This is a genomic window from Lysinibacillus sp. KU-BSD001 (assembly GCF_042920265.1).
Lineage (GTDB): Bacteria > Bacillota > Bacilli > Bacillales_A > Planococcaceae > Lysinibacillus_B.
Window position 1 is genome coordinate 36,404 of sequence record NZ_JBDQZI010000013.1, and the last position, 24,180, is coordinate 60,583.

A 24,180-nucleotide genomic window follows, 5' to 3' on the forward strand; every position below is an offset into this window, starting at 1 on the left:
CTTTTTTAATGTAGTGTATTGCTTAAGCGTTGACTGTACTACCGTACTTCGCTTTTGCTTCTAAACGTTTTTTGTGTAGGATTGGCTCTGTATAGCCGTTTGGTTGATCATAGCCTTTGAATACTAACTCACAAGCTGCTTGGTATGCTACGGATTCTTCGTAGTTTGGCGCCATTGGACGGTATGTTGCATCGCCCGCATTTTGCTCATCTACGACTTTCGCCATACGCTCCATTGTTTCAACAACTTGTTCTTCTGTACAAATCCCGTGATGTAACCAGTTTGCCACGTGCTGACTAGAAATACGAAGCGTTGCACGGTCTTCCATCAGGCCGATGTCGTTGATATCAGGTACTTTCGAACAACCTACCCCTTGTTCTACCCAACGTACAACATAGCCTAAAATACCTTGTGCATTATTATCTAATTCTTGTTGAATTTCCTCTGGGCTCCAGTCTGTTGTTGGTGAAACTGGAATTTGTAAAATCGAATCTGTGAAGTCCTCTGAGCTCGATAAACCTTTTTGTACGTCTTTTACGTTTACTTGATGATAGTGTGTTGCGTGTAATGTCGCAGCTGTTGGTGATGGTACCCAAGCTGTGTTTGCCCCTGCTTGTGGATGGCCAATTTTTTGCTTTAACATTTCCGCCATTAAATCTGGCATTGCCCACATGCCTTTACCGATTTGCGCGCGACCTTGTAAGCCCGCATCAAGCCCTACTACTACGTTTGATTTTTCATATGCTTGTAACCACGTAGAAGATTTGATTTCATTTTTGCGAATCATTGGGCCAACTTCCATTGATGTATGGATTTCATCACCTGTACGATCTAGGAAGCCTGTGTTAATGAATACAACACGGTCTTTTACTTCTTTAATACATGCTTTTAAGTTTAGTGATGTACGACGTTCTTCATCCATTACACCAATTTTTAGTGTGAATCGCTCTAAGCCAAGTAAATCTTCTACGCGACCAAATAGTTTGTTAGCAAATGCCACTTCTTGTGGACCATGCATTTTTGGTTTTACAATATAAATAGAGCCTTTTTGAGAGTTTTTATGTTGACCATTCCCTAATAGCTCGTGTTTTGAGATTAAGCTTGTCATAACGCCATCTAAAATTCCTTCTGGCACTTCATTACCATCTTTATCTAAAATAGCGCTGTTTGTCATTAAGTGCCCCACGTTACGCACGAACATTAATGAACGACCTGATAATGTAATTGTTTCACCGTTTACCCCTGTGTATGTGCGGTCAGGATTTAATGTACGTTCTACTGTTTTTGGACCTTTTTGGAACGTAGCGACTAGATCACCCTTCATTAAACCTAACCAGTTGCTGTATACTAATACTTTATCTTCTGCATCCACTGCTGCAACAGAGTCTTCACAGTCCATAATTGTTGTAACAGCTGATTCTAATACGATATCTTTTACGCCTGCTGCATCTGTCTTGCCGATTGGATGCTCACGGTCGATTTGAATTTCGATGTGTAAATCATTATTTTTTACTAACACAACTGTTGGCTCTTCAAGCATCCCTTGGTAGCCTACTAATTTTGAAGCATCTTCAAGACCTGTTGTGTCACCGCTTTGTAATGTAGCGACTAACTCGCCCTCTACAATTGCATATTTCACTACATCTGTATGTGAAGCACCTTTCAGCGCCACAGCTTGATCTAATACATTTTTAGAATAAGCAATTACTTTTTCCCCACGAACTGGGTTGTAGCCTTTGCCTTTTTCAGCACCGTCTTCTTCACTAATTGCATCTGTACCATATAACGCATCGTATAGACTTCCCCAACGAGCATTCGCTGCATTGATAGCATAACGAGCGTTGTTTACTGGTACTACTAATTGCGGGCCCGCTTGCACAGCAATCGCATCATCTACATTTTCAGTTGAGACTTTGAATGGTTCCACTTTTGGCTCAAGGTACCCAATTTCTTGTAGGAATGATTTGTATGCATTAAAATCAAAGCTCTCCTTGTTTTCCTTATGCCAGTTATTAATTAGTTCTTGTAGCTCATCACGACGTGCTAAAAGTGCCTTATTTTCTGGTGCTAAATCGTGAATTAATGTATCCAATCCAGCCCAAAATTGCGCTTGCTCTACACCGCTTTCTGGAAGCGCTTTTGTATTTACAAAATCATAAAGCTCAGAAGCTACTTGAAGATTTCCTACTTGAATATACTTTGTCATAAATAAATCCCCCTTGTGACTACTCACTAATAAGAGAAAACTCTCTCCCCTTGCGTACCTCCATTATAAATCGATTCCCCTTTAGAAATGAAATACATATTTTGAATAGTCATTATTCGATTTAGTTATATAACAATTATAAATATTTAAAATTGTTATATAACTGAAGAATACTAATCATACAGACTAATTTAAAAGACGTATCCCACACGACATAGTGCTACAGCATGTGTGCTTTCAGATCACTTTTCCAACAATCGTTATCCACAATGCGACATTTTATAATTTCCTACACACAAAAAAAACCTTGAGAGCGTCCCCTCAAGGTTTTTAGAAAATTAGCGTTAGCTAAAATTATTTTTGGATAGAAGCAACTACGCCAGCGCCTACAGTACGGCCACCCTCACGGATAGAGAATTTAGTACCTTCTTCAAGAGCGATTGGAGCGATAAGTTCTACTGTCATTTCGATGTTATCGCCAGGCATTACCATTTCAACGCCTTCTGGTAAGTTACAGATACCTGTTACGTCAGTTGTACGGAAGTAGAACTGAGGACGGTAGTTAGAGAAGAATGGAGTATGACGGCCACCCTCTTCTTTTGATAAAACGTAAACTTCAGCTTTGAAGTTTGTGTGTGGAGTAATTGAACCTGGTTTAGCTAATACTTGACCACGTTGGATATCTTCACGAGCTACACCACGAAGTAAAGCACCGATGTTGTCTCCAGCTTCAGCGTAGTCTAATAATTTACGGAACATTTCTACACCAGTAACAGTTGTAGATTTTGCTTCTTCTTGAAGACCAACGATCTCAACTACGTCACCAACTTTAACTTGACCACGTTCAACACGACCAGTTGCTACTGTACCACGACCAGTGATAGAGAATACGTCCTCTACTGGCATCATGAATGGTTTGTCAGTTTGACGCTCTGGAGTTGGGATGTAAGAATCTACAGCATCCATTAATTCAACGATTTTTTCTTCCCATTGAGCTTCGCCTTCAAGAGCTTTAAGAGCAGAACCTTTGATTACAGGAATATCATCGCCTGGGAAGTCATATTCAGAAAGTAGGTCACGGATTTCCATTTCTACTAATTCTAATAATTCTTCGTCGTCAACCATATCACATTTGTTCATGAATACTACTAAGTAAGGAACACCTACTTGACGAGATAAAAGGATGTGCTCACGAGTTTGTGGCATTGGGCCGTCAGCAGCAGATACTACTAAGATACCGCCGTCCATTTGAGCAGCACCAGTGATCATGTTTTTAACATAGTCAGCGTGTCCTGGGCAGTCAACGTGTGCATAGTGACGAGTTTCAGTTTCATATTCTACGTGAGAAGTATTGATTGTAATACCACGCTCTTTTTCTTCTGGAGCGTTATCGATGTCAGCGTAAGATTTAGCTTCGCCACCCATTTTTTTAGATAATACTGTTGCGATAGCAGCAGTTAAAGTTGTTTTACCATGGTCAACGTGTCCGATTGTACCAATGTTAGCATGCGTTTTCGAACGGTCAAATTTTTCTTTAGCCATTAGAGAAAGCCTCCTAAATATATGTTTTAGTTTTTTTATGTTATAACTGCATGGCAAGTAAGGGCCCTTCCTTGCCATGTCAATCATAGCTTACAAGTTATTTATACTTGATACAAGATGAAAATTCAATTATTCACCTTTATTTTTTTTGATGATATCTTCAGCAATTGATTTTGGTACTTCTTCATAATGATCGAATACCATTGAGAATGTACCGCGACCTTGTGTTGCTGAACGTAAAGTTGTAGCATATCCGAACATTTCAGATAGTGGAACCATTGCACGTACTACTTGAGAGTTACCGCGAGCTTCCATACCCTCAACGCGTCCGCGACGAGCAGTAATGTTACCCATGATATCACCAAGGTACTCTTCTGGCATTACAACTTCAACTTTCATCATTGGCTCTAAAATAACTGGGCTACATTTAGATGCAGCAGCTTTTAGTGCCATAGAAGCAGCGATTTTGAACGCCATTTCGTTTGAGTCAACATCATGGTAAGAACCATCGAATAATTTCGCTTTGATGTCGATTAATGGGTAACCAGCAACTACACCGCGGTCAAGCGAGTCACGAAGACCTGCTTCAACTGCTGGAATGTATTCACGTGGTACTACACCACCAACGATAGCATTTTCAAATTCGAAGCCTGCGCCCTCTTCGTTTGGAGAGAACTCGATCCATACGTCACCGTATTGACCACGACCACCTGATTGACGAGTAAATTTACCTTGAACTTGTGCAGAACCACGGAATGTTTCACGGTAAGATACCATTGGCGCACCAACGTTACATTCAACTTTGAATTCACGTTTCATACGGTCAACAAGGATGTCTAAGTGTAACTCACCCATACCTGAGATGATTGTTTGACCAGTCTCTTGGTCAGTGTGAGCACGGAATGTTGGATCTTCTTCTTGTAATTTTTGTAAAGCTTGACCCATTTTATCTTGGTCAGCTTTTGATTTAGGCTCTACAGATAAAGAGATAACTGGCTCTGGGAATTCCATAGACTCTAGGATAACAAGGTTTTTCTCGTCACATAGAGTGTCACCAGTAGTCGTATCTTTAAGACCTACAGCAGCAGCGATGTCACCAGCGAATACTTTAGAAATTTCTTCACGGCTGTTTGCGTGCATTTGTAGGATACGACCTACACGTTCACGTTTACCTTTTGTAGAGTTTTGTACGTATGAACCAGAATCTAAAGTACCTGAGTACACACGGAAGAATGTTAATTTACCTACGAATGGGTCAGTCATAACTTTAAACGCAAGCGCTGAGAACGGCTGGTCGTCTGAAGAATGACGTACGATTTCTTCGTCACCATCAACAGAAGTACCTTTGATTGCTGGTACGTCAGTTGGCGCTGGAAGGTAATCAACTGCTGCATCTAGCATTTTACGAACACCTTTGTGTTTGAATGCTGTACCGCAAAGTACTGGGTAGAACTCTACCGCGATTGTTGCTTTACGGATAGCTGCTTTCAGGTCAGCTACAGTGATTTCTTCACCTTCTAAGTATTTCTCCATAAGATCTTCATCAACGCTTGCTACAGCATCGATTAATTTCTCACGGTACTCTTCAGCTTGGTCTTGGAATTCTGCTGGAATTTCGCCTACAGTAAGCGCTGTACCTTCGTCGTTTCCATAGAATGTTGCGTTCATTTCTACTAAGTCAATGATGCCTTTGAATTCATCTTCAGCACCGATTGGTAATTGGATTGGGTGAGCGTTTGCTTGTAAGCGCTCATGTAAAGTACCTACAGAGTATAAGAAGTCTGCACCCATTTTATCCATTTTGTTGATGAATACGATACGTGGTACGCCGTAAGTTGTAGCTTGACGCCATACTGTTTCAGTTTGAGGCTCAACACCAGATTGAGCATCAAGTACTGTTACCGCACCATCAAGTACACGTAGTGAACGTTCTACTTCTACTGTGAAGTCTACGTGACCTGGAGTATCGATGATGTTAATACGGTGACCTGCCCATTGAGCTGTTGTTGCAGCAGAAGTGATTGTAATACCACGTTCTTGCTCTTGCTCCATCCAGTCCATTTGAGCTCCACCATCGTGAGTTTCACCAATTTTGTGAATCTTACCAGTGTAATAAAGGATACGCTCAGTTGTTGTTGTTTTACCAGCATCAATGTGAGCCATGATCCCAATATTACGTGTATTCTCTAGAGAGAATTCGCGTTTCATCGGAAATTGCTCCTTCCATATTGGGTTTAGACTATATAAAACCTTGTACTGACCAAACGAGTCAGTACATAGGTTATATTACCAGCGGTAGTGAGCGAATGCTTTGTTCGCTTCTGCCATTTTGTGCATATCTTCACGCTTCTTAACTGAAGCACCAGTGTTGTTTGATGCATCTAAGATTTCGTTAGCTAAACGCTCTTCCATCGTTTTTTCACCACGAAGACGAGAGTAGTTTACTAAGTAACGAAGACCTAAAGTTGTACGGCGTTCTGGACGAACTTCAACCGGTACTTGGTAGTTAGAACCACCAACACGACGAGCGCGTACTTCAAGAACTGGCATTACATTGTTTAATGCCGCTTCGAATACTTCTAGAGGATCTTGACCTGAACGTTCTTTAACAAGTTCGAACGCACCGTATAAAATCTTTTGAGAAGTACCTTTTTTACCGTCAATCATCATTTTATTAACTAAACGAGTTACTAGTTTTGAATTATAAATTGGATCTGGTAACACGTCACGTTTGGAAACAGGACCTTTACGAGGCATGTGTTTTCCTCCTTTCAGATGAATATCTATTTTAGAATTTGTAGTTTAAATTATTTTTTCTCTTTTGGACGTTTTGTACCATATAGAGAACGAGATTGCATACGGCCGTTAACACCAGCAGTGTCAAGTGCACCACGAACGATGTGATAACGTACCCCTGGTAAGTCTTTTACACGACCGCCACGGATAAGAACAACACTGTGCTCTTGTAAGTTGTGGCCTTCACCAGGAATGTAAGCTGTAACCTCGATTTGGTTAGTTAAACGTACACGAGCGTATTTACGTAACGCTGAGTTAGGTTTTTTAGGCGTCATAGTACCTACACGAGTACAAACACCACGTTTTTGTGGAGATTTAACATCAGTTAAAGATTTTTTAAATGAGTTATATCCTTTGTTTAACGCTGGTGAGTCTGATTTCGTGATTTTAGATTTACGAGGCTTACGTACCAATTGGTTAATTGTAGGCATCGATTTTTCCTCCCTTCATTGGATCCTTGTAATACCACACATCCAGGTGGTTCATTTTTTGGGTAAAAACAAAGTCTTTGTGTACTATACACAAAAACTACATCGCAGTAACCGCAACAACTGCAGCTCCAACTTGAATGCCGCAAGCTTTCCCAAGTTCTTTTTTCGACTCAACGAGATGAACTGGTATCCCGATTTCTTTCGCGAGAAGAATGGCCGGATCGGTTACCCAACTGTCTGCATCAAGTGCAATAAAAACTTCGGTCACTTGTCCAGCACGCATCGCTTTCACTGCCTGCTTTGTACCTATGATTGTTTGACTAGCCTGTGTTACTTTATCATAAGACATTTTCATATCCTCCGAAGTACAGACAGTTAACTATCAACCTTGAATATATTATCATCCCTAATACTGAGTGTCAACTAATATCTTTAAAAATCCCGGGTAGGAACACGCCTACCCGGAATACATCATTTATTCAAATGCAGTTAATTCTTCTTCCGTTGCATCGATATCATCTGCAATGCGGATTTGACGGTAACGTTGCATACCAGTACCTGCAGGAACAAGTTTACCGATAATTACGTTTTCCTTCAGACCAAGGAGCTCATCACGCTTACCTTTAATCGCTGCATCCGTTAACACACGTGTTGTTTCTTGGAATGATGCAGCAGATAAGAACGATTCTGTTTCAAGAGACGCTTTTGTAATACCAAGGATTACTGGGCGACATGTTGCAGGGTTTTTCCCACTTAAAACAGCGTCTACGTTTGCCTCAGCAAATTGATGCACATCTAGTAATGAACCTGGTAATAGCTCTGTATCGCCCGCTTCAATGACACGTACTTTACGCAGCATTTGGCGTACCATTACCTCGATATGTTTATCACCAATTTCTACCCCTTGCATACGGTATACTTTTTGTACTTCTTTCAACAGATACTCTTGCACTGTTGCTACATCTTTTACTTTTAATAATTGTTTTGGATCGATAGAACCTTCTGTCAGAATTTGACCAGGCTTCACTTCATCACCTAGCACCACTTTTAGACGTGCATTGTATGGCGCCTGATATTTACGCGTTTCTACTTCACCTGTAATTGTAATTTCTTTTAAGCCTTCGCGAATTTCTTCGATATCTGTCACCGAACCTGAGATTTCAGAAATAACCGCCTGCCCTTTCGGATTACGTGCCTCAAAAATCTCTTGGATACGCGGAAGACCTTGTGTAATATCGTTTCCGGCTACCCCACCTGTATGGAATGTACGCATCGTTAATTGCGTACCTGGCTCACCAATCGATTGAGCAGCGATAATACCAACTGCTTCCCCAACCTCTACTTCGTCGCCAGTAGCTAAGTTCATACCGTAACATTTTTTACATACACCATGCTTTGTATTACATGTGAATGCAGAACGGATTGTTACTTGCTCGATACCAGCCTCTTCAATAACTTTTGCGATATCTTGTGTAATTAATCCATCACGCTCTAAAATAACGGCCCCTGTTTCAGGGTGTAGGATTGTTTTCTTCGTATAACGACCTACGATACGCTCATCTAGTGCTTCGATAACCTCGTTACCTTCCATTAACGCACCGATTGTTAAACCGCGGTCCGTACCACAATCATCTTCACGAACGATTACGTCTTGTGCAACGTCTACTAGACGACGCGTTAAGTAACCTGAGTCGGCCGTTTTTAACGCTGTATCGGCAAGACCTTTACGCGCACCGTGAGTCGAGATGAAGTATTCTAATACCGTTAAACCTTCACGGAACGAAGATTTAATTGGTAACTCGATAATACGACCAGCTGGGTTGGCCATCAGACCACGCATACCAGCAAGCTGTGTAAAGTTCGATGCGTTACCACGGGCACCAGAGTCAGACATCATGAAGATTGGGTTTGTTTTTTGTAAAGAGTCCATCAGCTTGCCTTGGATAACATCCTTCGCTTTTGACCAGATCTCAATTACGCGATCATAACGCTCTTCCTCTGTGATTAAACCTCGACGGAATTGCTTCATCACTTTGTCTACTTTTCCTTGTGCTTCCTCAAGGATTTTACCTTTATCAGGTAATACCTCGATATCCGATACACCTACTGTAATACCAGCACGAGTTGAGTATTTGAAACCTAAGTCTTTCATGCGGTCAAGCATTTTAGACGTTTCCGTAATTTTAAACTGCTTAAATACTTGTGCGATAACGTTTCCTAAGAATTTCTTACGGAATGGTGGCACCGCTGGAATCGAAGCAAAATGCTTACGTAACACAGCTTGACGTTGCGCTTGGATTTGTTCATCTTCTGATAATGAAGCATATCCTTCCGTTGCTTCCACCTCTGCAAGTGCTTCTGCATCAATTGTTAATTTTACAAAATACTTCTCAGGTGTTTTATCTTCTAAGTTTGTATCTGTTGGTTCATTAATATAAGGGAACGATGCAGGTAAAATTTCATTGAAGATTACCTTACCAACAGTCGTTAATAAGAACATGCTATTTTGCTCTTCTGTAAACGTCGGGTTGTTTAATGAAGAAGCTTTAATCGCAATACGTGTGTGTAAATGCACATGACCTGTTTGATATGCAATTAACACTTCATCTGGACCGTAGAAGATAGCGCCTTCACCACGTGCACCTTCACGCTCAAGCGTTAAGTAGTAGTTACCTAGTACCATATCTTGAGACGGTGTTACAACTGGTTTACCATCTTTCGGGTTCAGGATGTTTTGAGCTGCTAACATCAGTAGGCGAGCTTCTGCTTGTGCTTCTGCTGATAATGGTACGTGCACCGCCATTTGGTCACCATCGAAGTCAGCGTTGTAAGCTGTACATACTAATGGGTGAAGACGAATCGCACGACCTTCTACTAATGTCGGCTCGAATGCTTGAATACCAAGACGGTGAAGCGTCGGGGCACGGTTCAGTAATACTGGGTGCTCACGAATAACGTCTTCTAAAACGTCCCATACTTCATTGTGCATACGCTCGATTTTACGCTTTGCACTCTTAATATTATGTGCAAGACCACGTTCTACCAGTTCTTTCATAACAAATGGCTTGAATAACTCAATCGCCATTTCTTTTGGTAGACCACATTGGTACATTTTTAAGTTTGGACCTACTACGATAACGGAACGACCAGAGTAGTCTACACGTTTACCAAGTAAATTTTGACGGAAACGACCTTGTTTCCCTTTCAGCATATGTGAAAGCGATTTTAACGGACGGTTACCAGGACCTGTTACCGGACGACCACGACGACCGTTGTCAATTAAAGCATCGACTGCTTCTTGTAACATACGTTTTTCGTTTTGTACGATGATGCTTGGTGCACCAAGATCCAGTAAACGTTTTAAACGGTTGTTACGGTTAATAACACGACGGTATAAATCGTTTAAGTCAGAAGTTGCGAAACGACCACCATCTAATTGCACCATTGGACGAAGCTCAGGTGGAATAACAGGCAGTACATCAAGAATCATCCAAGATGGCTTGTTGCCCGAGTTACGGAATGATTCTACTACTTCAAGGCGTTTAATCGCACGTGTACGGCGTTGTCCTTGAGCAGTTTTTAACTCTTCTTTTAACCTGACCGTTTCTTCTTCTAAGTCGATTTGTTCAAGAAGCTTTTTAATCGCTTCTGCACCCATCGCCGCTTCGAATGTATTACCGAATTTTTCACGGTATGCACGGTATTCTTTTTCAGAAAGTAGTTGTTTATGTTCTAAATTTGTACCTGCAGCATCAATTACTACATAAGATGCAAAGTAAATGACTTCCTCAAGTGCACGTGGTGACATATCTAAAATCAGCCCCATACGACTTGGGATACCTTTGAAGTACCAAATATGCGAGACAGGAGCAGCTAATTCAATATGCCCCATGCGCTCACGACGAACCTTTGCACGTGTTACTTCCACACCACAACGGTCACAAACTACACCTTTATAACGAACACGTTTGTATTTACCACAGTGACATTCCCAATCTTTTGTTGGTCCAAAGATTCGTTCACAGAAAAGACCATCTTTTTCTGGTTTTAATGTACGGTAGTTGATTGTTTCCGGCTTTTTCACTTCACCATAAGACCAAGAACGAATCTTGTCTGGAGAAGCTAAACCAATTTTCATATATTCAAATTCATTAACGTCTATCAAGGAGCCTACCTCCCTTTAGTATAAGTCCTTTAATGACTTTTCCGTAGCTCGACATATAATGGCAAAAAAAGTTTAAACGCTATCGGATTAAACTTTTTGCACAGGAAAATTACATAAGTAATACATGTGGGCAGGCAATACCTGCCCATGAAATGTATGACTTTGCTAAAACATTTAGTACATTTTATTATTCAAATGATTCTACTGGCTCTTCTTCCGCAACTGGCGCAATATTTAATGCATCTGCTGGTTGAAGATCGTCTTCCTCATCTAAATCACGAAGCTCTACCTCTTCATCATTGATTGTTAACATCTTAACATCCATACCTAAAGATTGAAGCTCTTTGATTAATACTTTAAATGATTCTGGTACACCTGGTTCTGGTACACTCTCACCTTTTACGATTGCTTCGTATGTTTTCACACGACCTACAACATCATCTGATTTTACAGTTAAAATCTCTTGTAATGTGTAAGCAGCACCGTAAGCTTCAAGTGCCCATACCTCCATCTCACCAAAGCGCTGACCACCGAATTGAGCTTTACCACCAAGCGGTTGTTGCGTTACTAATGAGTATGGACCTGTTGAACGTGCATGTAGTTTATCGTCAACCATGTGCGCTAGTTTGATCATATACATGACACCAACAGATACACGGTTGTCAAATGGCTCACCTGAACGTCCATCATAAAGAATCGTTTTACCATCACGGTTCATACCAGCTTCTTCCATCGTATCCCAAACATCTTCCTCGTTAGCGCCGTCAAATACAGGCGTAGCCATGTATTCACCTAAGTAGCGTGCAGCCATTCCTAAGTGTAGCTCTAATACTTGTCCGATGTTCATACGAGAAGGTACCCCAAGTGGGTTTAACATAATGTCAACTGGTGTGCCATCTGGCATAAACGGCATATCTTCTTCCGGTAAGATGCGAGAGATAACCCCTTTGTTACCGTGACGTCCGGCCATTTTGTCCCCAACGCGGATTTTACGTTTTTGAACAATATATACACGAACTAATTGGTTTACACCCGGTGGTAATTCATCGCCATCTTCACGATTGAATACTTTTACATCTAGAACGATACCGCCAGCTCCGTGAGGTACTTTTAATGACGTATCACGTACTTCACGTGCTTTCTCACCGAAGATTGCATGAAGTAGTCGTTCTTCAGCTGTTAGCTCCGTAACCCCTTTAGGTGTTACTTTCCCTACTAAGATATCGCCATCGCGAACTTCCGCACCAATACGGATGATTCCGCGTTCGTCTAAGTTACGCAGTGCATCTTCCCCAACGTTTGGAATATCACGTGTGATTTCTTCAGGTCCTAGCTTTGTATCACGAGACTCTGATTCATATTCTTCAATATGAACAGATGTATATACATCGTCTTTTACAAGGCGCTCACTCATAATAACCGCATCCTCGTAGTTAAAGCCATCCCATGTCATGAACGCAACAAGTACGTTACGACCAAGTGCTAATTCGCCACTTTCCATTGATGGACCGTCAGCTAAAATATCACGTGGTTTTACACGGTCACCCACTTTTACGATTGGACGTTGGTTATACGATGTACCTTGGTTTGAACGAATGAATTTTTGTAATTTGTATTTTACTAAATCGCCTTTTACCTCTTTGCCGTCAACTGTTTCAATTGTACGAACGTGGATTGAACGAGCTTCTACATGCTCCACAATCCCATGGTATTTAGCGACAACAGCAGCACCAGAGTCACGCGCGTCAACGTGCTCCATACCAGTACCAACAAATGGTGCCTCTGGATTTAATAACGGAACCGCTTGACGTTGCATGTTCGCACCCATCAGCGCACGGTTTGAGTCATCGTTCTCTAAGAACGGAATACAAGCTGTGGCAGCAGATACGACTTGCTTTGGTGATACATCCATGTAGTCAATAGCGTCACGCTTGAACACCGTGTTATCACCACGGAAACGTCCTACTACTTCTTCGTTAGCAAACGTTTTATCTGGGTTTAATATGGAGTTCGCTTGTGCTACTACATAGTTATCTTCTTCATCGGCCGTTAAGTAGTCGATTTGCTCTGTTACTTGACCAGTTTCAGGATCTACACGACGGTAAGGCGTTTCGATGAAGCCGAATTTGTTTACTTTTGCGAACGATGAAAGCGAGTTAATCAGACCGATGTTTGGTCCCTCAGGCGTTTCAATCGGACACATACGACCATAGTGAGAGTAGTGAACGTCACGTACTTCCATACCAGCACGTTCACGTGTTAAACCACCAGGTCCTAATGCAGATAAACGACGTTTGTGCGTTAACTCTGCTAATGGGTTTGTTTGATCCATGAATTGCGATAATTGTGAGCTACCAAAGAACTCTTTAATCGACGCAATCACTGGACGGATGTTGATTAGCTGTTGTGGTACGATAGCCGCTGTGTCATTGATGGACATACGCTCACGTACGACACGCTCCATACGAGATAAACCTATACGGAATTGGTTTTGTAGTAGCTCACCAACAGAACGTAAACGACGGTTACCTAAATGGTCGATATCATCCGTATTACCTACACCATATAATAAGTCAAAGAAGTATGAAACCGACGCTAAAATATCGGCTGGTGTAAGATTTTTCACTTCTTCATCGATATATGCATTAGAAATTACATTAATTTCTTTTTGTGATTCATCATTTGGGGCATAAATTTTAATCGACTGTACCGTAATATCATCCTCTAATACGCCACCTACTTGTGATAGCGTACGGAAACCAACACCTTTTTCTAAATAAGGAATTAATTTATCCAATGTACGACGATCGATTAATGTACCCTTTTCAACTAAAACCTCACCAGTTTCTGGATCAGCTAATGTTTCTGCAATCGTTTGATTGAATAAACGATTTTTAATGTGCAGCTTTTTATTCATTTTATAGCGACCAACATTCGCTAAATCATAACGTTTTGCATCGAAGAAACGCGAGTAAAGTAAGCTTTTCGCACTTTCAACTGTTGGTGGCTCACCTGGACGTAGACGCTCGTAAATTTCAAGAAGCGCTTTTTCAGTGCTTTCTGTATTATCCTTTTCAAGCGTGTTACGTAAGTACTCGTTATCACCGATAATATCGATAATTTCTTGATCCGAGCCAAAACCTAACGCACGTAACAATACCGTGACTGGCAGTTTACGTGTACGATCGATACGAACGTATACAACATCCTTTGCATCCGTTTCGTATTCAAGCCATGCTCCACGGTTCGGAATGACCGTAGCACCGAAGCCTTTTTTACCGTTTTTGTCCGTTTTATCATGGAAGTAAACACTCGGAGAACGAACTAACTGCGAAACGATAACACGCTCAGCACCGTTAATAATAAACGTGCCTGTTTCTGTCATTAATGGGAAATCACCCATAAACACATCTTGCTCTTTTACTTCATCTGTTTCTTTGTTGTGCAAACGTACTTTTACGCGTAATGGCGCAGCAAAAGTTACATCACGTTCTTTACATTCATCAACCTCATACTTCGGCTCACCTAATGTATAGTCGACAAATTCAAGTGAAAGATTACCTGTAAAATCTTCGATTGGAGAAATGTCGTGGAACATCTCGCGCAACCCTTCTTCAAGGAACCACTCATAAGATGCTGTTTGAATTTCGATTAAGTTCGGAAGCTCCAGCACCTCATTAATACGCGCAAAGCTTCTACGCTGGCGGTGTTGTCCGTACTGAACTAGTTGACCTGTCAACTCATTCACCCCTCAATAAAGCGATAATAGGTCTTTGCAAAATCCACCAAATGGTGTATGATTTCGAAAGACAAAAAGAAAACGAGACACAAGTTGAATCTCATTTTCGGTTAAACTAAACTTATTTTTGAGCAGTCTGCCCTAAAAATCTACATTTTAATACAAAAGGGCATACTTCTTCAAAATAATAATTTTGCATTTTATTATGTTATCACATTCAATTTGTCAAGTCAATATTTACAGTTATGTTTGCTATTTTTTCGCACGAATAATCCAATAACCTTTTTTCTTCTCAACAACATCTACTTCTGAAAACATTTCTTCTAAATAACTTACCGTCGATGGTGCGCCTTGCTTTTTTTGAATGACAACCCAAAGCTCACCCGCTTCAACTAACTTTTCATACGATTCATTGTAAAATCTAAAAATCGTCTCTTTCCCCGCACGAATAGGCGGATTTGTTAGAATCGCTGCCGCTTTTACATCGCCAACTGTAGCAAGTCCATCACTTTCAAAAATCCGTACATTTTGAATCCCGTTCAATTGCGCATTCTTTTGAGCCAGTGCAATGGCACGTGTATTAATGTCCATCATATGGACGAAACGCTCAGGATGCGCCTTTGCAATCGACAACCCAATCGGACCATAGCCACAACCTACATCCAATATATCACCTGTCGCTTCTGGTATTTCAAAAGCATCGATTAATACACGGGAACCAAAATCTACTTCGCTTTTACTAAATACGCCCGCATCTGTTTCAAATGTAAACACAGACCCTAGTAAAGTAAACTTCCATTGGCGTGGCTTGCTTTCCGTTTGAGGTTTGTTGGAATAATAATGTTCAGACATAATACAACACGCCTCCGTTCATTTATAATTGATTAGTCAAAAATAAATCTCTATTTACTTGGATTAAAATACTCTCTTTTTTATGCGGATGTCTACAAAGTTTTATGCTTTTCTATCTCTAAAAAGAAAAGCCCGTCACATTGACGAGCTTTTCATACAACTAGAGTTAAAATTACTTAACTTCTACAGTTGCGCCAACTTCTTCAAGTTTAGCTTTGATTTCTTCAGCCTCTTCTTTAGAAGCGCCTTCTTTAAGAGCTTTAGGAGCGTTATCTACTACTTCTTTAGCTTCTTTTAAGCCAAGACCAGTGATTTCGCGTACTACTTTGATAACTTTGATTTTTTCAGCACCAGCGCTAGCTAATACTACATCAAATTCAGTTTTTTCTTCAACAGCTGCAGCACCGCCTGCAACTACAGCTACAGGAGCTGCTGCTGTTACACCGAATTCTTCTTCGATAGCTTTTACTAAATCGTTTAATTCAAGAACTGTCATAGCTTTAACAGCTTCTAAGATTTGCTCTTTTGTCATTTTAATTTCCTCCTATGGAATGTTTTATGATTTATAAGTTTAGGCCGTTAAGCCGAGATTAGAAGTTTCGGGTGAATTAAGCACCTTGTTCTTCTTTTTGTTCTGCAACTGCTTTTGTTGCAAGTGCAAGATTGCGGATTGGCGCTTGAAGTACAGATAAAAGCATAGAAAGTAGACCTTCGCGTGATGGAAGTTCTGCAAGAGCTTTAACATCAGCTTCAGATGCAACCGCACCTTCGATAATACCAGCTTTAATTTCTAACGCTTCGTTTTTCTTAGCGAACTCGTTGATAATTTTTGCTGGAGCTACTACGTCTTCGTTAGAGAACGCAACAGCGTTTGGACCAGTTAAGAATTCGTTGATAGCTTCTACACCAGCAACTTCTGCAGCACGACGAGTTAAAGTGTTTTTGTATACTTTGAACTCTACGCCAGCTTCACGAAGTTGTTTACGTAATTCTGTAACTTGAGCAACGGTTAAACCGCGGTAATCAACTACTACTACAGATGCAGCAGCAGAGAATTTATCAGCGATTTCTTGTACTTGAACCTTTTTAGTTTCAACTGCTTTGCTCATTTATGACACCTCCTATTAGAATGAGTCATTTATACCGACAAAAGAAAGCCCTTATGCCAAAGTAGACATAAGGGCGGAAAGTCATCATCTTAAAAGAATCCGAACTCCGATGTCCTCGGTAGGATCATTAAGTGACAAGTCACTCCTACTGTCTACGGTACAAATGGATGATTCACAACAGCAACAATCTTACCAAGTAAGCGAAGCATTGTCAACCAAATTTAAATAAAATTATTTAATCACTACTGCTTGAGCATCCACTTTAACAGCTGGACCCATTGTAGTTGTTACGTTTACAGACTTCATGTAAGTACCTTTAGCTGCAGCTGGTTTAGCTTTTTGTACTACATCGAATACTGTTAAGAAGTTTTCTACTAATTTTTCTGTTTCGAAAGAAACTTTACCGATAGGAGCGTGGATAATACCAGCTTTGTCAGCGCGGTATTCTACTTTACCAGCTTTGATTTCTTCGATTGCTTTTGTTACGTCAAATGTAACTGTACCAGTTTTCGGGTTTGGCATTAAACCTTTAGGACCTAATACACGACCAAGTTTACCAACTTCACCCATCATATCTGGAGTTGCAACGATTACATCAAAATCAAACCAACCTTGTTGGATTTTTGTGATGTACTCTGCATCGCCTACGTAGTCAGCGCCAGCAGCTTCTGCTTCTTTAAGTTTTTCACCTTTAGCGAATACTAATACGCGTTGTGTTTTACCAGTACCGTTTGGAAGCACTACTGCACCACGGATTTGTTGGTCGTTTTTACGAGTATCGATTCCTAATTTGAAAGCAACTTCTACAGTAGCATCGAAGTTTACTGTGCTTGTTTTTTGAGCTAAAGCGATTGCTTCTGCTGCTTCATATAATTTAGAACGGTCTACTAATTTAGCCGCATCTTGTAACTTTTTACCTTTTTTAGCCATTGTTAATTTCCTCCTTGATTGTGGTTGTAGCGGAATGAACCTCCCACGAATAAAGGTTGCGCCCTCAACAGAGTGCAGCAACCTTCCAAAAACAAATGCATCATCAAGTCTTTGAAGATGGGATTAGTCTTCGATAACAATACCCATGCTTCGTGCAGTACCTTCAACCATTAACATTGCAGCTTCTACAGATGCAGCGTTTAGGTCTGGCATTTTTTGTTCAGCGATTTCGCGAACTTTATCACGTTTAACCGTTGCAACTTTCTTACGGTTTGGTTCACCAGATCCAGATTGGATACCAGCAGCTACTTTAAGTAATACTGCAGCTGGTGGAGTTTTTGTAATGAAAGTGAACGAACGGTCTTCGAATACTGAAATTTCAACCGGAATGATTAGACCAGCTTGATCAGCAGTACGAGCGTTGAACTCCTTACAGAATCCCATGATGTTAACACCTGCTTGACCTAATGCAGGACCAACCGGTGGAGCTGGGTTAGCTTTACCAGCAGGAATTTGAAGTTTTACAACTTTAATTACTTTTTTAGCCACGAGACACACCTCCTTAAGTCCGTGATGTGGTAATTGGGTTGCCCCTCCCACTCAATATCTGTCTGTCGGCTTAAAATCCGATAACATTAAAAATGAAATGATTTATCACACTGAAATAAATTGACAGTCTGACCTATGAAATGATAACACTTTTATTTTGTTAACGCAAGTAGAAATAATTCTATATTTTGCGAATTTGTGTAAAGTCCAGTTCCATCTTCGTCTCACGGCCGAACATATCAACCGTTACTTTTATCTTACCTTTTTCTACATCAATTTCTTCCACTTTACCTTGGAAGTGCGCGAATGGCCCTTCTAATACTTCAACTACTTCGCCCACTGTCACAGCCACTTCACCAATTGCTGTTTCATTCATACCCATTTGCGCAAGTAAGCGCTCTGCTTCTTCCGGCAATAATGGTGTTGGTTTTGCCCCTCCACCTGATGAGCCGATAAAACCTGTTACACCTGGTGTATTACGTACAACATACCACGAATCATCCGTCATGATTAACTCTACTAATACATAACCAGGGAATACTTTACGCATGACCGTACGCTTTTTACCATCTTCCTTAATGTCGATTTCTTCATGTTCAGGAACGATTACACGGAAGATTTTATCTTGCATGCCCATTGTTTCAACACGTTTTTCAAGATTTGCTTTTACACGGTTTTCATAACCTGAATAAGTATGCACTACATACCAATTTTTCTCCATAATTTACGGAGCCCTCCTTCTAGTACTTGTGATGCATTATTGTACGCGACACAAATTTTTAGCCAAATGAAAAAACCCGTTGTTTCTAAAGGATACGGGCTATTTCATCAATATACTATTTTTTACAGTTCCAAGAACCAACGCAATGCCTCTGAAACACCTAAATCCACTACCGTAAAGTATAAAGCAAAGAAAATAACAGTGGCAATAACAACAACTGTATATTTTGTTAACTCTTTACTTTTAGGCCAGCTTGTTTTACGCATTTCTGAGCCGACTTCACTTAAAAAATTTGTAATCTTGCTCATTTTCTAGCTTAACCTCCGCACCAATCGCTTCTTTAGCTGATCCATCAATTTATAACGTTTGTTTGTGCATCGTATGTTCATTACAATGCGAACAAAACTTTTTTAACTCAAGGCGTGTTGCCTCTTTCTCAGATTTCGCTGGTATTGAATAGTTTCTAGAGCCGCATTTTCCACAGCTTAAAATGACTTTTTTGGCCATTCAAACCTCACCTATTTCGGCATTTTGTCTAATCAAGACTAACACCTAATAGGCATGCTGTCAACAAACGAACCGTGTCTCTAAAACAATTCACTAAACTCTAAATGACGTTCTAACTTACGCTTAATTCGTTGCAACGCATTGTCAATGGACTTCGTTGAACGCTTGAGCAACCTTGAGATTTCATTATAAGAACGTCCTTCTAAATATAAAACGAGTACTTGCTGTTCGAGTTCACTTAATACACGACTCATTTGTCCTTCTAATCTACTATAATCTTCTCTATTAATCATTAAATATTCTGGATTTTCTGATAGAGGACTTGTAATAACATCCATCAGTGTACGTTCCGATTCTTCATCGTAAATTGGTTTATCGAGTGACACATAGGAATTGAGTGGAATATGTTTTTGCCGGGTCGCTGTTTTAATCGCGGTAATAATCTGCCGCGTAATGCATAGCTCTGCAAACGCACGGAACGATGCCAACTTGTCCCCTTTAAAATCGCGAATCGCTTTATACAGCCCAATCATTCCTTCTTGGATAATATCCTCTTTATCTGCACCAATCAAAAAATAAGAACGCGCTTTCGCTTTCACAAATACACGATATTTTGTAATTAAATAATCTAACGCTTCTGTATTGCCTAAATGAACTTGTTCTACAATATCTTCATCTGAAATATCTTCAAATCGCTCTATTACTTGCAATTTTTCGCTTTTAAGCAATATTCTCACCCCAGTACGCCAGAATCATTAGAAACAGTATAATAGAATTGGAAAATAACGGTCAATAAGTTATTTTAATCCCCTACGCCATTTTTCAAGCGTTAACGCGACATCGTCCGATAGGTGAATACGTCTAGACGGCTTTTCACTTTGTGTTGTTTTCACCTTTTGGGATATATCCGATTGAATAATCCCCATCTCAATTTCAAGTTCACGCGCAGACTTGCGTAATGCCCCATATCCAAATACAACATTCTGTTCTGTCATATCCGATGTGGCTACATGAATTTGAATTTTACGTCCCTTTAAATCATGGGATAGCTTTTCAATACGTTCATCAGCAGTTTCATTTTTACGTGTATAAATCACTTCTATATCATGCTTTACATATAACTGTTCCGTACCAGGTACAAGGTGCGCATCAAATACAACGATGACGCGCCAACCTTTTACCGCTTTATATTCCGCCATCAGCTCCACAAGTCGGTCGCGCGCATCTTCAAAATTTTCATCTCGTAGTGAACGTAAAGCTTTCCACGCACCAATCATATTGTAGCCGTCTACTAGCAAAATATTTTGCATCACTGCTAGCCGTTCTGTTCTTGGCGTTTACGGTACACTTCATACATCAGAAGTGCCGCTGCAACAGAAGCATTTAACGACGTCACATGACCAACCATTGGTAAATGATAAAGGAAGTCACACTTTTTCTTAAGTAAAGTACTCATCCCTTTCCCTTCACTTCCGATAATGATGGCTAATGGTAGCGTAGCATCCATTTTACGATAGTCCGCAGACCCTTTTGCGTCTGTCCCTGCAATCCAAATGCCGCGTTCTTTTAGCTCGTCCACCGTCTGCGCTAAATTCGTGACACGTACAACAGGCACATGCTCGATGGCGCCAGTGGAAGCCTTTGCGACAACAGCAGTTAAACCAACTGCACGACGCTTCGGAATGATAATACCATGTACACCGATTGCGTCTGCTGTACGCATAATGGAACCTAAATTATGTGGGTCCTCTAACTCATCTAAAATTAAGAAAAACGGATCTTCTTGTTTTTTCGCTGCCGCAGCAAATAAATCTTCTAATTCTGCATATCGATACGCAGCAACAGATGCGACAATCCCTTGATGATTGGCATCTGTTAATTGTTCTACCTTTTTCTTTGGTACGAACTGGACAAGTACACCACGCTCACGGGCTAAATCTAAAAGCTCGTTAATTCCTGTTTTTTTAACGCCTTCTGCAATCCATAATTTATTGATTTCACGACCTGAACGAAGCGCTTCTAATACCGGATTTTTTCCTGCGATCATTTCGCTATTTTGTTCCGCCATCTATTACACTCCTTTTCGCTGTTCGATGATGTCTATTGCATAATCGATGATTTCATATACACGTTCTGTTTGTTGCATTAAATATAAATAGCCTAGCACTGCCTCAAAACCCGAACTATTCCGATATGTTTGAACGTCTGTGTTTTTTGGTACGGTACCAGATTTCGCATTACGTCCTCGACGGAAAACTGCCAATTCCTCTTCTGTTAAAAAACTTTCATCTATCATGCGATGGACAATCGCTGATTGTGCCTTCGCTGACACATATTTTGTCGCTTCTTTATGCAATGTATTCGGTTTGACACGTCCCGCTAACAAGAGATGCTGCCGTACGCTTTGTTCGAGTACGGCATCTCCCATATAAGCAAGCGCTAACGCATTTAATTGCTTTACATCTTCTAATCGAAGTTTCGTCATATCGTTATCCTCGTTTCCAACGCGTTCCTTGACGAGTATCCTCTAGTATAATATTCATGTTTAATAGTTGATCGCGGATTTCATCTGAACGGGCAAAATCACGATTTTTACGGGCTTGATTGCGCTCTTCGATTAGTGCTTCAATTTCCTCATCAAGCAGTTCTACTTCTTGTGCAAAGTGAATTCCTAACACATGCCCCAATGTATCGAATGTCTCGATAAATGCTTGTAATACAACTTCTTCTGTATTGCTCTCGTTTAAGTACGTATTCGCAATACGGGCTAACTCAAATAACGCTGAAATCGCATTGGCCGTATTAAAGTCATCATTCATCGCTTCTTCAAATTGTGCCCTAACAGCCGTCACTTTTGCTAACCATTCATCGCTCGCTTGGCCAAGGCCTGTTGTAGCCGACAGGCGATGTTGGACATTGGCATAAGCTGTACGTAAACGTTCTAATCCCGCATGTGCTGCTTCTACTAAATCTTGTGCGAAGTTAATTGGATGACGGTAATGAACACTTAACATGAAAAATCGGAGCACTTGCGGATCAATTTGCTTCCGAATATCGTTCACGAGTACGAAATTACCTAGTGACTTCGACATTTTCTCGTTATCGATATTAATATAGCCATTATGCATCCAGTAACGGGCAAATGTTTTTCCTGTATGCGCTTCTGATTGTGCAATTTCATTTTCATGGTGCGGGAATGTTAAATCCTGACCACCTGCATGAATATCAATTGTATCACCTAAGTGCTCCCGCGCCATAACAGAACACTCAATGTGCCAGCCAGGACGCCCTTCTCCCCACGGGCTTTCCCACTTAATCTCACCTAGTTTGGCCGCTTTCCACAGGGCGAAATCAAGTGGATCTTCTTTTTTCTCACCCGCTTCAATACGCGCGCCCACTTTTAAATCGTCAATCGATTGATGACTTAATTTACCGTAGCCGTGGAATTTACGTGTCCGATAATATACATCGCCTGCGGATTCATATGCGTAACCTTTGTCAATTAGAACTTGAATAAACTCAATAATGGCTTCCATATGATCCGTTACACGCGGGTGTACATCTGCCTTTTGACAACCTAACGCTGTAATATCATCAAAGTACGCAGCGATAAAGCGCTCTGTTAACTCAAATACTTCCTCACCAAGCTCATTTGCTGCTTTAATAATTTTGTCATCCACATCTGTAAAATTCGAAACAAATTTCACATCATAGCCAGCATATTGTAAATAGCGACGCACTGTATCGTACACAATGACCGGGCGTGAATTGCCAATATGAATATAGTTATATACGGTAGGTCCGCATACATACATTTTTACTTTGCCTTCTTCAAGCGGGATAAACGCTTCTTTTTGTCTTGTTAAAGAATTAAAAATTTGAATGCTCATTGTTTTTGCTCCTTTTTTAACAATGTGATTTCCTGTTGTAAAAGTTCGAGTGTCTTCTCCAACGTATCACAACGATCACCGACTGGGTCAGGAATATTATGATGATCTAATTTTTTCTCTTCTGCATAACGAACGCCATCTTTAATGACGATTTTCCCAGGAATCCCTACAACCGTTGCATTCGGTGGTACATCCTTTAAGACAACAGACCCTGCACCTACTTTACTATTTTCCCCAATTGTAATCGAACCTAATACTTTTGCGCCTGTTGCTACTAGGACGTTATCATGCAATGTTGGGTGACGTTTTCCTTTTTCTTTTCCTGTACCACCTAGTGTCACACCTTGATAGAGTGTCACATTATCGCCAATTTCACACGTTTCCCCTATTACAACCCCCATGCCATGGTCAATGAAAAATCGGCGTCCAATTTTGGCACCAGGGTGGATTTCAATACCGGTAAAGAAACGGCTAATTTGTGAAATGGCCCGCGCAATAAAATAAAATTTCCGCTTATAAAACCAATGGGCGATGCGATGTGCCCACGTAGCATGTAAACCCGAATACGTTAACACTACTTCTATCACACTTCGCGCTGCTGGATCATTTTCAAAAATCGTATCGATATCCTCTTTTATCCATTTAAACATTGCCCGTAATCCTCCCTTTCATTTTACTATTTCGCATAAGGCTCCGTTATTTGACACTAGTAGCTTCTAGCTCTTCACAACGATCCGCTTTTT

Annotated in this window: 22 protein-coding genes and 1 other annotated feature; all 22 genes read right to left on the minus strand. The window is 40.7% G+C overall.

What is annotated here, in order from left to right; genetic code table 11:
* Nucleotides 1–22 precede the first annotated feature (22 nt).
* Entirely contained in the window at nt 23–2,206 is a 2,184-nt protein-coding gene (locus AAGS61_RS16550) for a malate synthase G (protein WP_391374336.1), read from the minus strand.
* Between the two features lie 354 nt (nt 2,207–2,560).
* Nucleotides 2,561–3,748, minus strand: a complete 1,188-nt coding sequence (gene tuf / locus AAGS61_RS16555) for an elongation factor Tu (RefSeq protein WP_391374339.1) — start codon at nt 3,746–3,748, stop codon at nt 2,561–2,563.
* 129 nt (nt 3,749–3,877) lie between these two features.
* Nucleotides 3,878–5,956, minus strand: coding sequence for an elongation factor G (fusA, locus tag AAGS61_RS16560; protein ID WP_391374341.1), 2,079 nt, complete (start codon nt 5,954–5,956; stop codon nt 3,878–3,880).
* A gap of 78 nt (nt 5,957–6,034) precedes the next feature.
* Nucleotides 6,035–6,505: a 30S ribosomal protein S7 gene (gene rpsG, locus AAGS61_RS16565; RefSeq protein WP_332649144.1), complete on the minus strand. Its 471-nt coding sequence runs from the start codon at nt 6,503–6,505 to the stop codon at nt 6,035–6,037.
* Nucleotides 6,506–6,555: 50 nt separating this feature from the next.
* Nucleotides 6,556–6,975 (minus strand): 30S ribosomal protein S12, encoded by a 420-nt coding sequence (rpsL, locus tag AAGS61_RS16570; protein ID WP_391374344.1) that lies wholly within the window; start codon nt 6,973–6,975, stop codon nt 6,556–6,558.
* Between the two features lie 97 nt (nt 6,976–7,072).
* On the minus strand, nt 7,073–7,324 hold the full coding sequence (locus tag AAGS61_RS16575; RefSeq protein WP_391374346.1) for a ribosomal L7Ae/L30e/S12e/Gadd45 family protein: 252 nt from the start codon (nt 7,322–7,324) through the stop codon (nt 7,073–7,075).
* A gap of 126 nt (nt 7,325–7,450) precedes the next feature.
* Complete coding sequence (gene rpoC, locus AAGS61_RS16580) at nt 7,451–11,140, minus strand: DNA-directed RNA polymerase subunit beta' (RefSeq protein WP_391374348.1); 3,690 nt, start codon at nt 11,138–11,140, stop codon at nt 7,451–7,453.
* Nucleotides 11,141–11,327: 187 nt separating this feature from the next.
* Nucleotides 11,328–14,888: a DNA-directed RNA polymerase subunit beta gene (gene rpoB / locus AAGS61_RS16585; protein ID WP_391374350.1), complete on the minus strand. Its 3,561-nt coding sequence runs from the start codon at nt 14,886–14,888 to the stop codon at nt 11,328–11,330.
* A gap of 243 nt (nt 14,889–15,131) precedes the next feature.
* Complete coding sequence (locus tag AAGS61_RS16590; RefSeq protein WP_391374352.1) at nt 15,132–15,731, minus strand: class I SAM-dependent methyltransferase; 600 nt, start codon at nt 15,729–15,731, stop codon at nt 15,132–15,134.
* Between the two features lie 172 nt (nt 15,732–15,903).
* A complete protein-coding gene (gene rplL, locus AAGS61_RS16595) occupies nt 15,904–16,263 on the minus strand; it encodes a 50S ribosomal protein L7/L12 (protein WP_391374355.1) in 360 nt (119 codons plus the stop codon).
* Nucleotides 16,264–16,339: 76 nt separating this feature from the next.
* Nucleotides 16,340–16,840, minus strand: coding sequence for a 50S ribosomal protein L10 (gene rplJ / locus AAGS61_RS16600; RefSeq protein WP_391374358.1), 501 nt, complete (start codon nt 16,838–16,840; stop codon nt 16,340–16,342).
* A gap of 33 nt (nt 16,841–16,873) precedes the next feature.
* Nucleotides 16,874–17,016 (minus strand) — a sequence feature (ribosomal protein L10 leader region).
* Between the two features lie 55 nt (nt 17,017–17,071).
* Nucleotides 17,072–17,770 (minus strand): 50S ribosomal protein L1, encoded by a 699-nt coding sequence (gene rplA, locus AAGS61_RS16605; protein WP_391374361.1) that lies wholly within the window; start codon nt 17,768–17,770, stop codon nt 17,072–17,074.
* A gap of 123 nt (nt 17,771–17,893) precedes the next feature.
* Nucleotides 17,894–18,319, minus strand: a complete 426-nt coding sequence (gene rplK / locus AAGS61_RS16610) for a 50S ribosomal protein L11 (RefSeq protein WP_042478596.1) — start codon at nt 18,317–18,319, stop codon at nt 17,894–17,896.
* Between the two features lie 181 nt (nt 18,320–18,500).
* Nucleotides 18,501–19,040 (minus strand): transcription termination/antitermination protein NusG, encoded by a 540-nt coding sequence (gene nusG / locus AAGS61_RS16615; RefSeq protein WP_391374364.1) that lies wholly within the window; start codon nt 19,038–19,040, stop codon nt 18,501–18,503.
* 122 nt (nt 19,041–19,162) lie between these two features.
* On the minus strand, nt 19,163–19,348 hold the full coding sequence (gene secE, locus AAGS61_RS16620; RefSeq protein ID WP_391374367.1) for a preprotein translocase subunit SecE: 186 nt from the start codon (nt 19,346–19,348) through the stop codon (nt 19,163–19,165).
* Nucleotides 19,349–19,397: 49 nt separating this feature from the next.
* A complete protein-coding gene (gene rpmG, locus AAGS61_RS16625; protein WP_391374370.1) occupies nt 19,398–19,547 on the minus strand; it encodes a 50S ribosomal protein L33 in 150 nt (49 codons plus the stop codon).
* 80 nt (nt 19,548–19,627) lie between these two features.
* A complete protein-coding gene (gene sigH, locus AAGS61_RS16630) occupies nt 19,628–20,275 on the minus strand; it encodes an RNA polymerase sporulation sigma factor SigH (protein ID WP_391374373.1) in 648 nt (215 codons plus the stop codon).
* Between the two features lie 69 nt (nt 20,276–20,344).
* Nucleotides 20,345–20,857, minus strand: a complete 513-nt coding sequence (locus tag AAGS61_RS16635) for an NYN domain-containing protein (RefSeq protein ID WP_391374550.1) — start codon at nt 20,855–20,857, stop codon at nt 20,345–20,347.
* A 5-nt stretch (nt 20,858–20,862) separates the two neighbouring features.
* Complete coding sequence (gene rlmB, locus AAGS61_RS16640; RefSeq protein WP_391374376.1) at nt 20,863–21,615, minus strand: 23S rRNA (guanosine(2251)-2'-O)-methyltransferase RlmB; 753 nt, start codon at nt 21,613–21,615, stop codon at nt 20,863–20,865.
* A 3-nt stretch (nt 21,616–21,618) separates the two neighbouring features.
* Entirely contained in the window at nt 21,619–22,032 is a 414-nt protein-coding gene (locus tag AAGS61_RS16645; RefSeq protein WP_391374379.1) for a Mini-ribonuclease 3, read from the minus strand.
* A 4-nt stretch (nt 22,033–22,036) separates the two neighbouring features.
* Nucleotides 22,037–23,437, minus strand: coding sequence for a cysteine--tRNA ligase (gene cysS / locus AAGS61_RS16650; protein ID WP_391374382.1), 1,401 nt, complete (start codon nt 23,435–23,437; stop codon nt 22,037–22,039).
* Nucleotides 23,434–24,087 carry a serine O-acetyltransferase gene (gene cysE / locus AAGS61_RS16655; protein WP_391374385.1) on the minus strand — a complete coding sequence of 218 codons (654 nt, stop codon included), beginning with the start codon at nt 24,085–24,087 and terminating at the stop codon, nt 23,434–23,436. The genes cysS and cysE overlap by 4 nt, the downstream gene beginning before the upstream one ends.
* Nucleotides 24,088–24,180 lie beyond the last annotated feature (93 nt).

Bases quoted from the DNA above. Each gene is read 5' to 3' on its own strand.
- AAGS61_RS16550 (WP_391374336.1), bottom strand. From the start codon at position 2,206: ATGACAAAGTATATTCAAGTAGGAAATCTTCAAGTAGCTTCTGAGCTT.
- tuf (WP_391374339.1), bottom strand. From the start codon at position 3,748: ATGGCTAAAGAAAAATTTGACCGTTCGAAAACGCATGCTAACATTGGT.
- fusA (WP_391374341.1), bottom strand. From the start codon at position 5,956: ATGAAACGCGAATTCTCTCTAGAGAATACACGTAATATTGGGATCATG.
- rpsG (WP_332649144.1), bottom strand. From the start codon at position 6,505: ATGCCTCGTAAAGGTCCTGTTTCCAAACGTGACGTGTTACCAGATCCA.
- rpsL (WP_391374344.1), bottom strand. From the start codon at position 6,975: ATGCCTACAATTAACCAATTGGTACGTAAGCCTCGTAAATCTAAAATC.
- AAGS61_RS16575 (WP_391374346.1), bottom strand. From the start codon at position 7,324: ATGTCTTATGATAAAGTAACACAGGCTAGTCAAACAATCATAGGTACA.
- AAGS61_RS16590 (WP_391374352.1), bottom strand. From the start codon at position 15,731: ATGTCTGAACATTATTATTCCAACAAACCTCAAACGGAAAGCAAGCCA.
- rplL (WP_391374355.1), bottom strand. From the start codon at position 16,263: ATGACAAAAGAGCAAATCTTAGAAGCTGTTAAAGCTATGACAGTTCTT.
- rplJ (WP_391374358.1), bottom strand. From the start codon at position 16,840: ATGAGCAAAGCAGTTGAAACTAAAAAGGTTCAAGTACAAGAAATCGCT.
- rplA (WP_391374361.1), bottom strand. From the start codon at position 17,770: ATGGCTAAAAAAGGTAAAAAGTTACAAGATGCGGCTAAATTAGTAGAC.
- nusG (WP_391374364.1), bottom strand. From the start codon at position 19,040: ATGGAGAAAAATTGGTATGTAGTGCATACTTATTCAGGTTATGAAAAC.
- secE (WP_391374367.1), bottom strand. From the start codon at position 19,348: ATGAGCAAGATTACAAATTTTTTAAGTGAAGTCGGCTCAGAAATGCGT.
- rpmG (WP_391374370.1), bottom strand. From the start codon at position 19,547: ATGGCCAAAAAAGTCATTTTAAGCTGTGGAAAATGCGGCTCTAGAAAC.
- AAGS61_RS16635 (WP_391374550.1), bottom strand. From the start codon at position 20,857: ATGCAAAATATTTTGCTAGTAGACGGCTACAATATGATTGGTGCGTGG.
- rlmB (WP_391374376.1), bottom strand. From the start codon at position 21,615: ATGGCGGAACAAAATAGCGAAATGATCGCAGGAAAAAATCCGGTATTA.
- AAGS61_RS16645 (WP_391374379.1), bottom strand. From the start codon at position 22,032: ATGACGAAACTTCGATTAGAAGATGTAAAGCAATTAAATGCGTTAGCG.
- cysS (WP_391374382.1), bottom strand. From the start codon at position 23,437: ATGAGCATTCAAATTTTTAATTCTTTAACAAGACAAAAAGAAGCGTTT.
- cysE (WP_391374385.1), bottom strand. From the start codon at position 24,087: ATGTTTAAATGGATAAAAGAGGATATCGATACGATTTTTGAAAATGAT.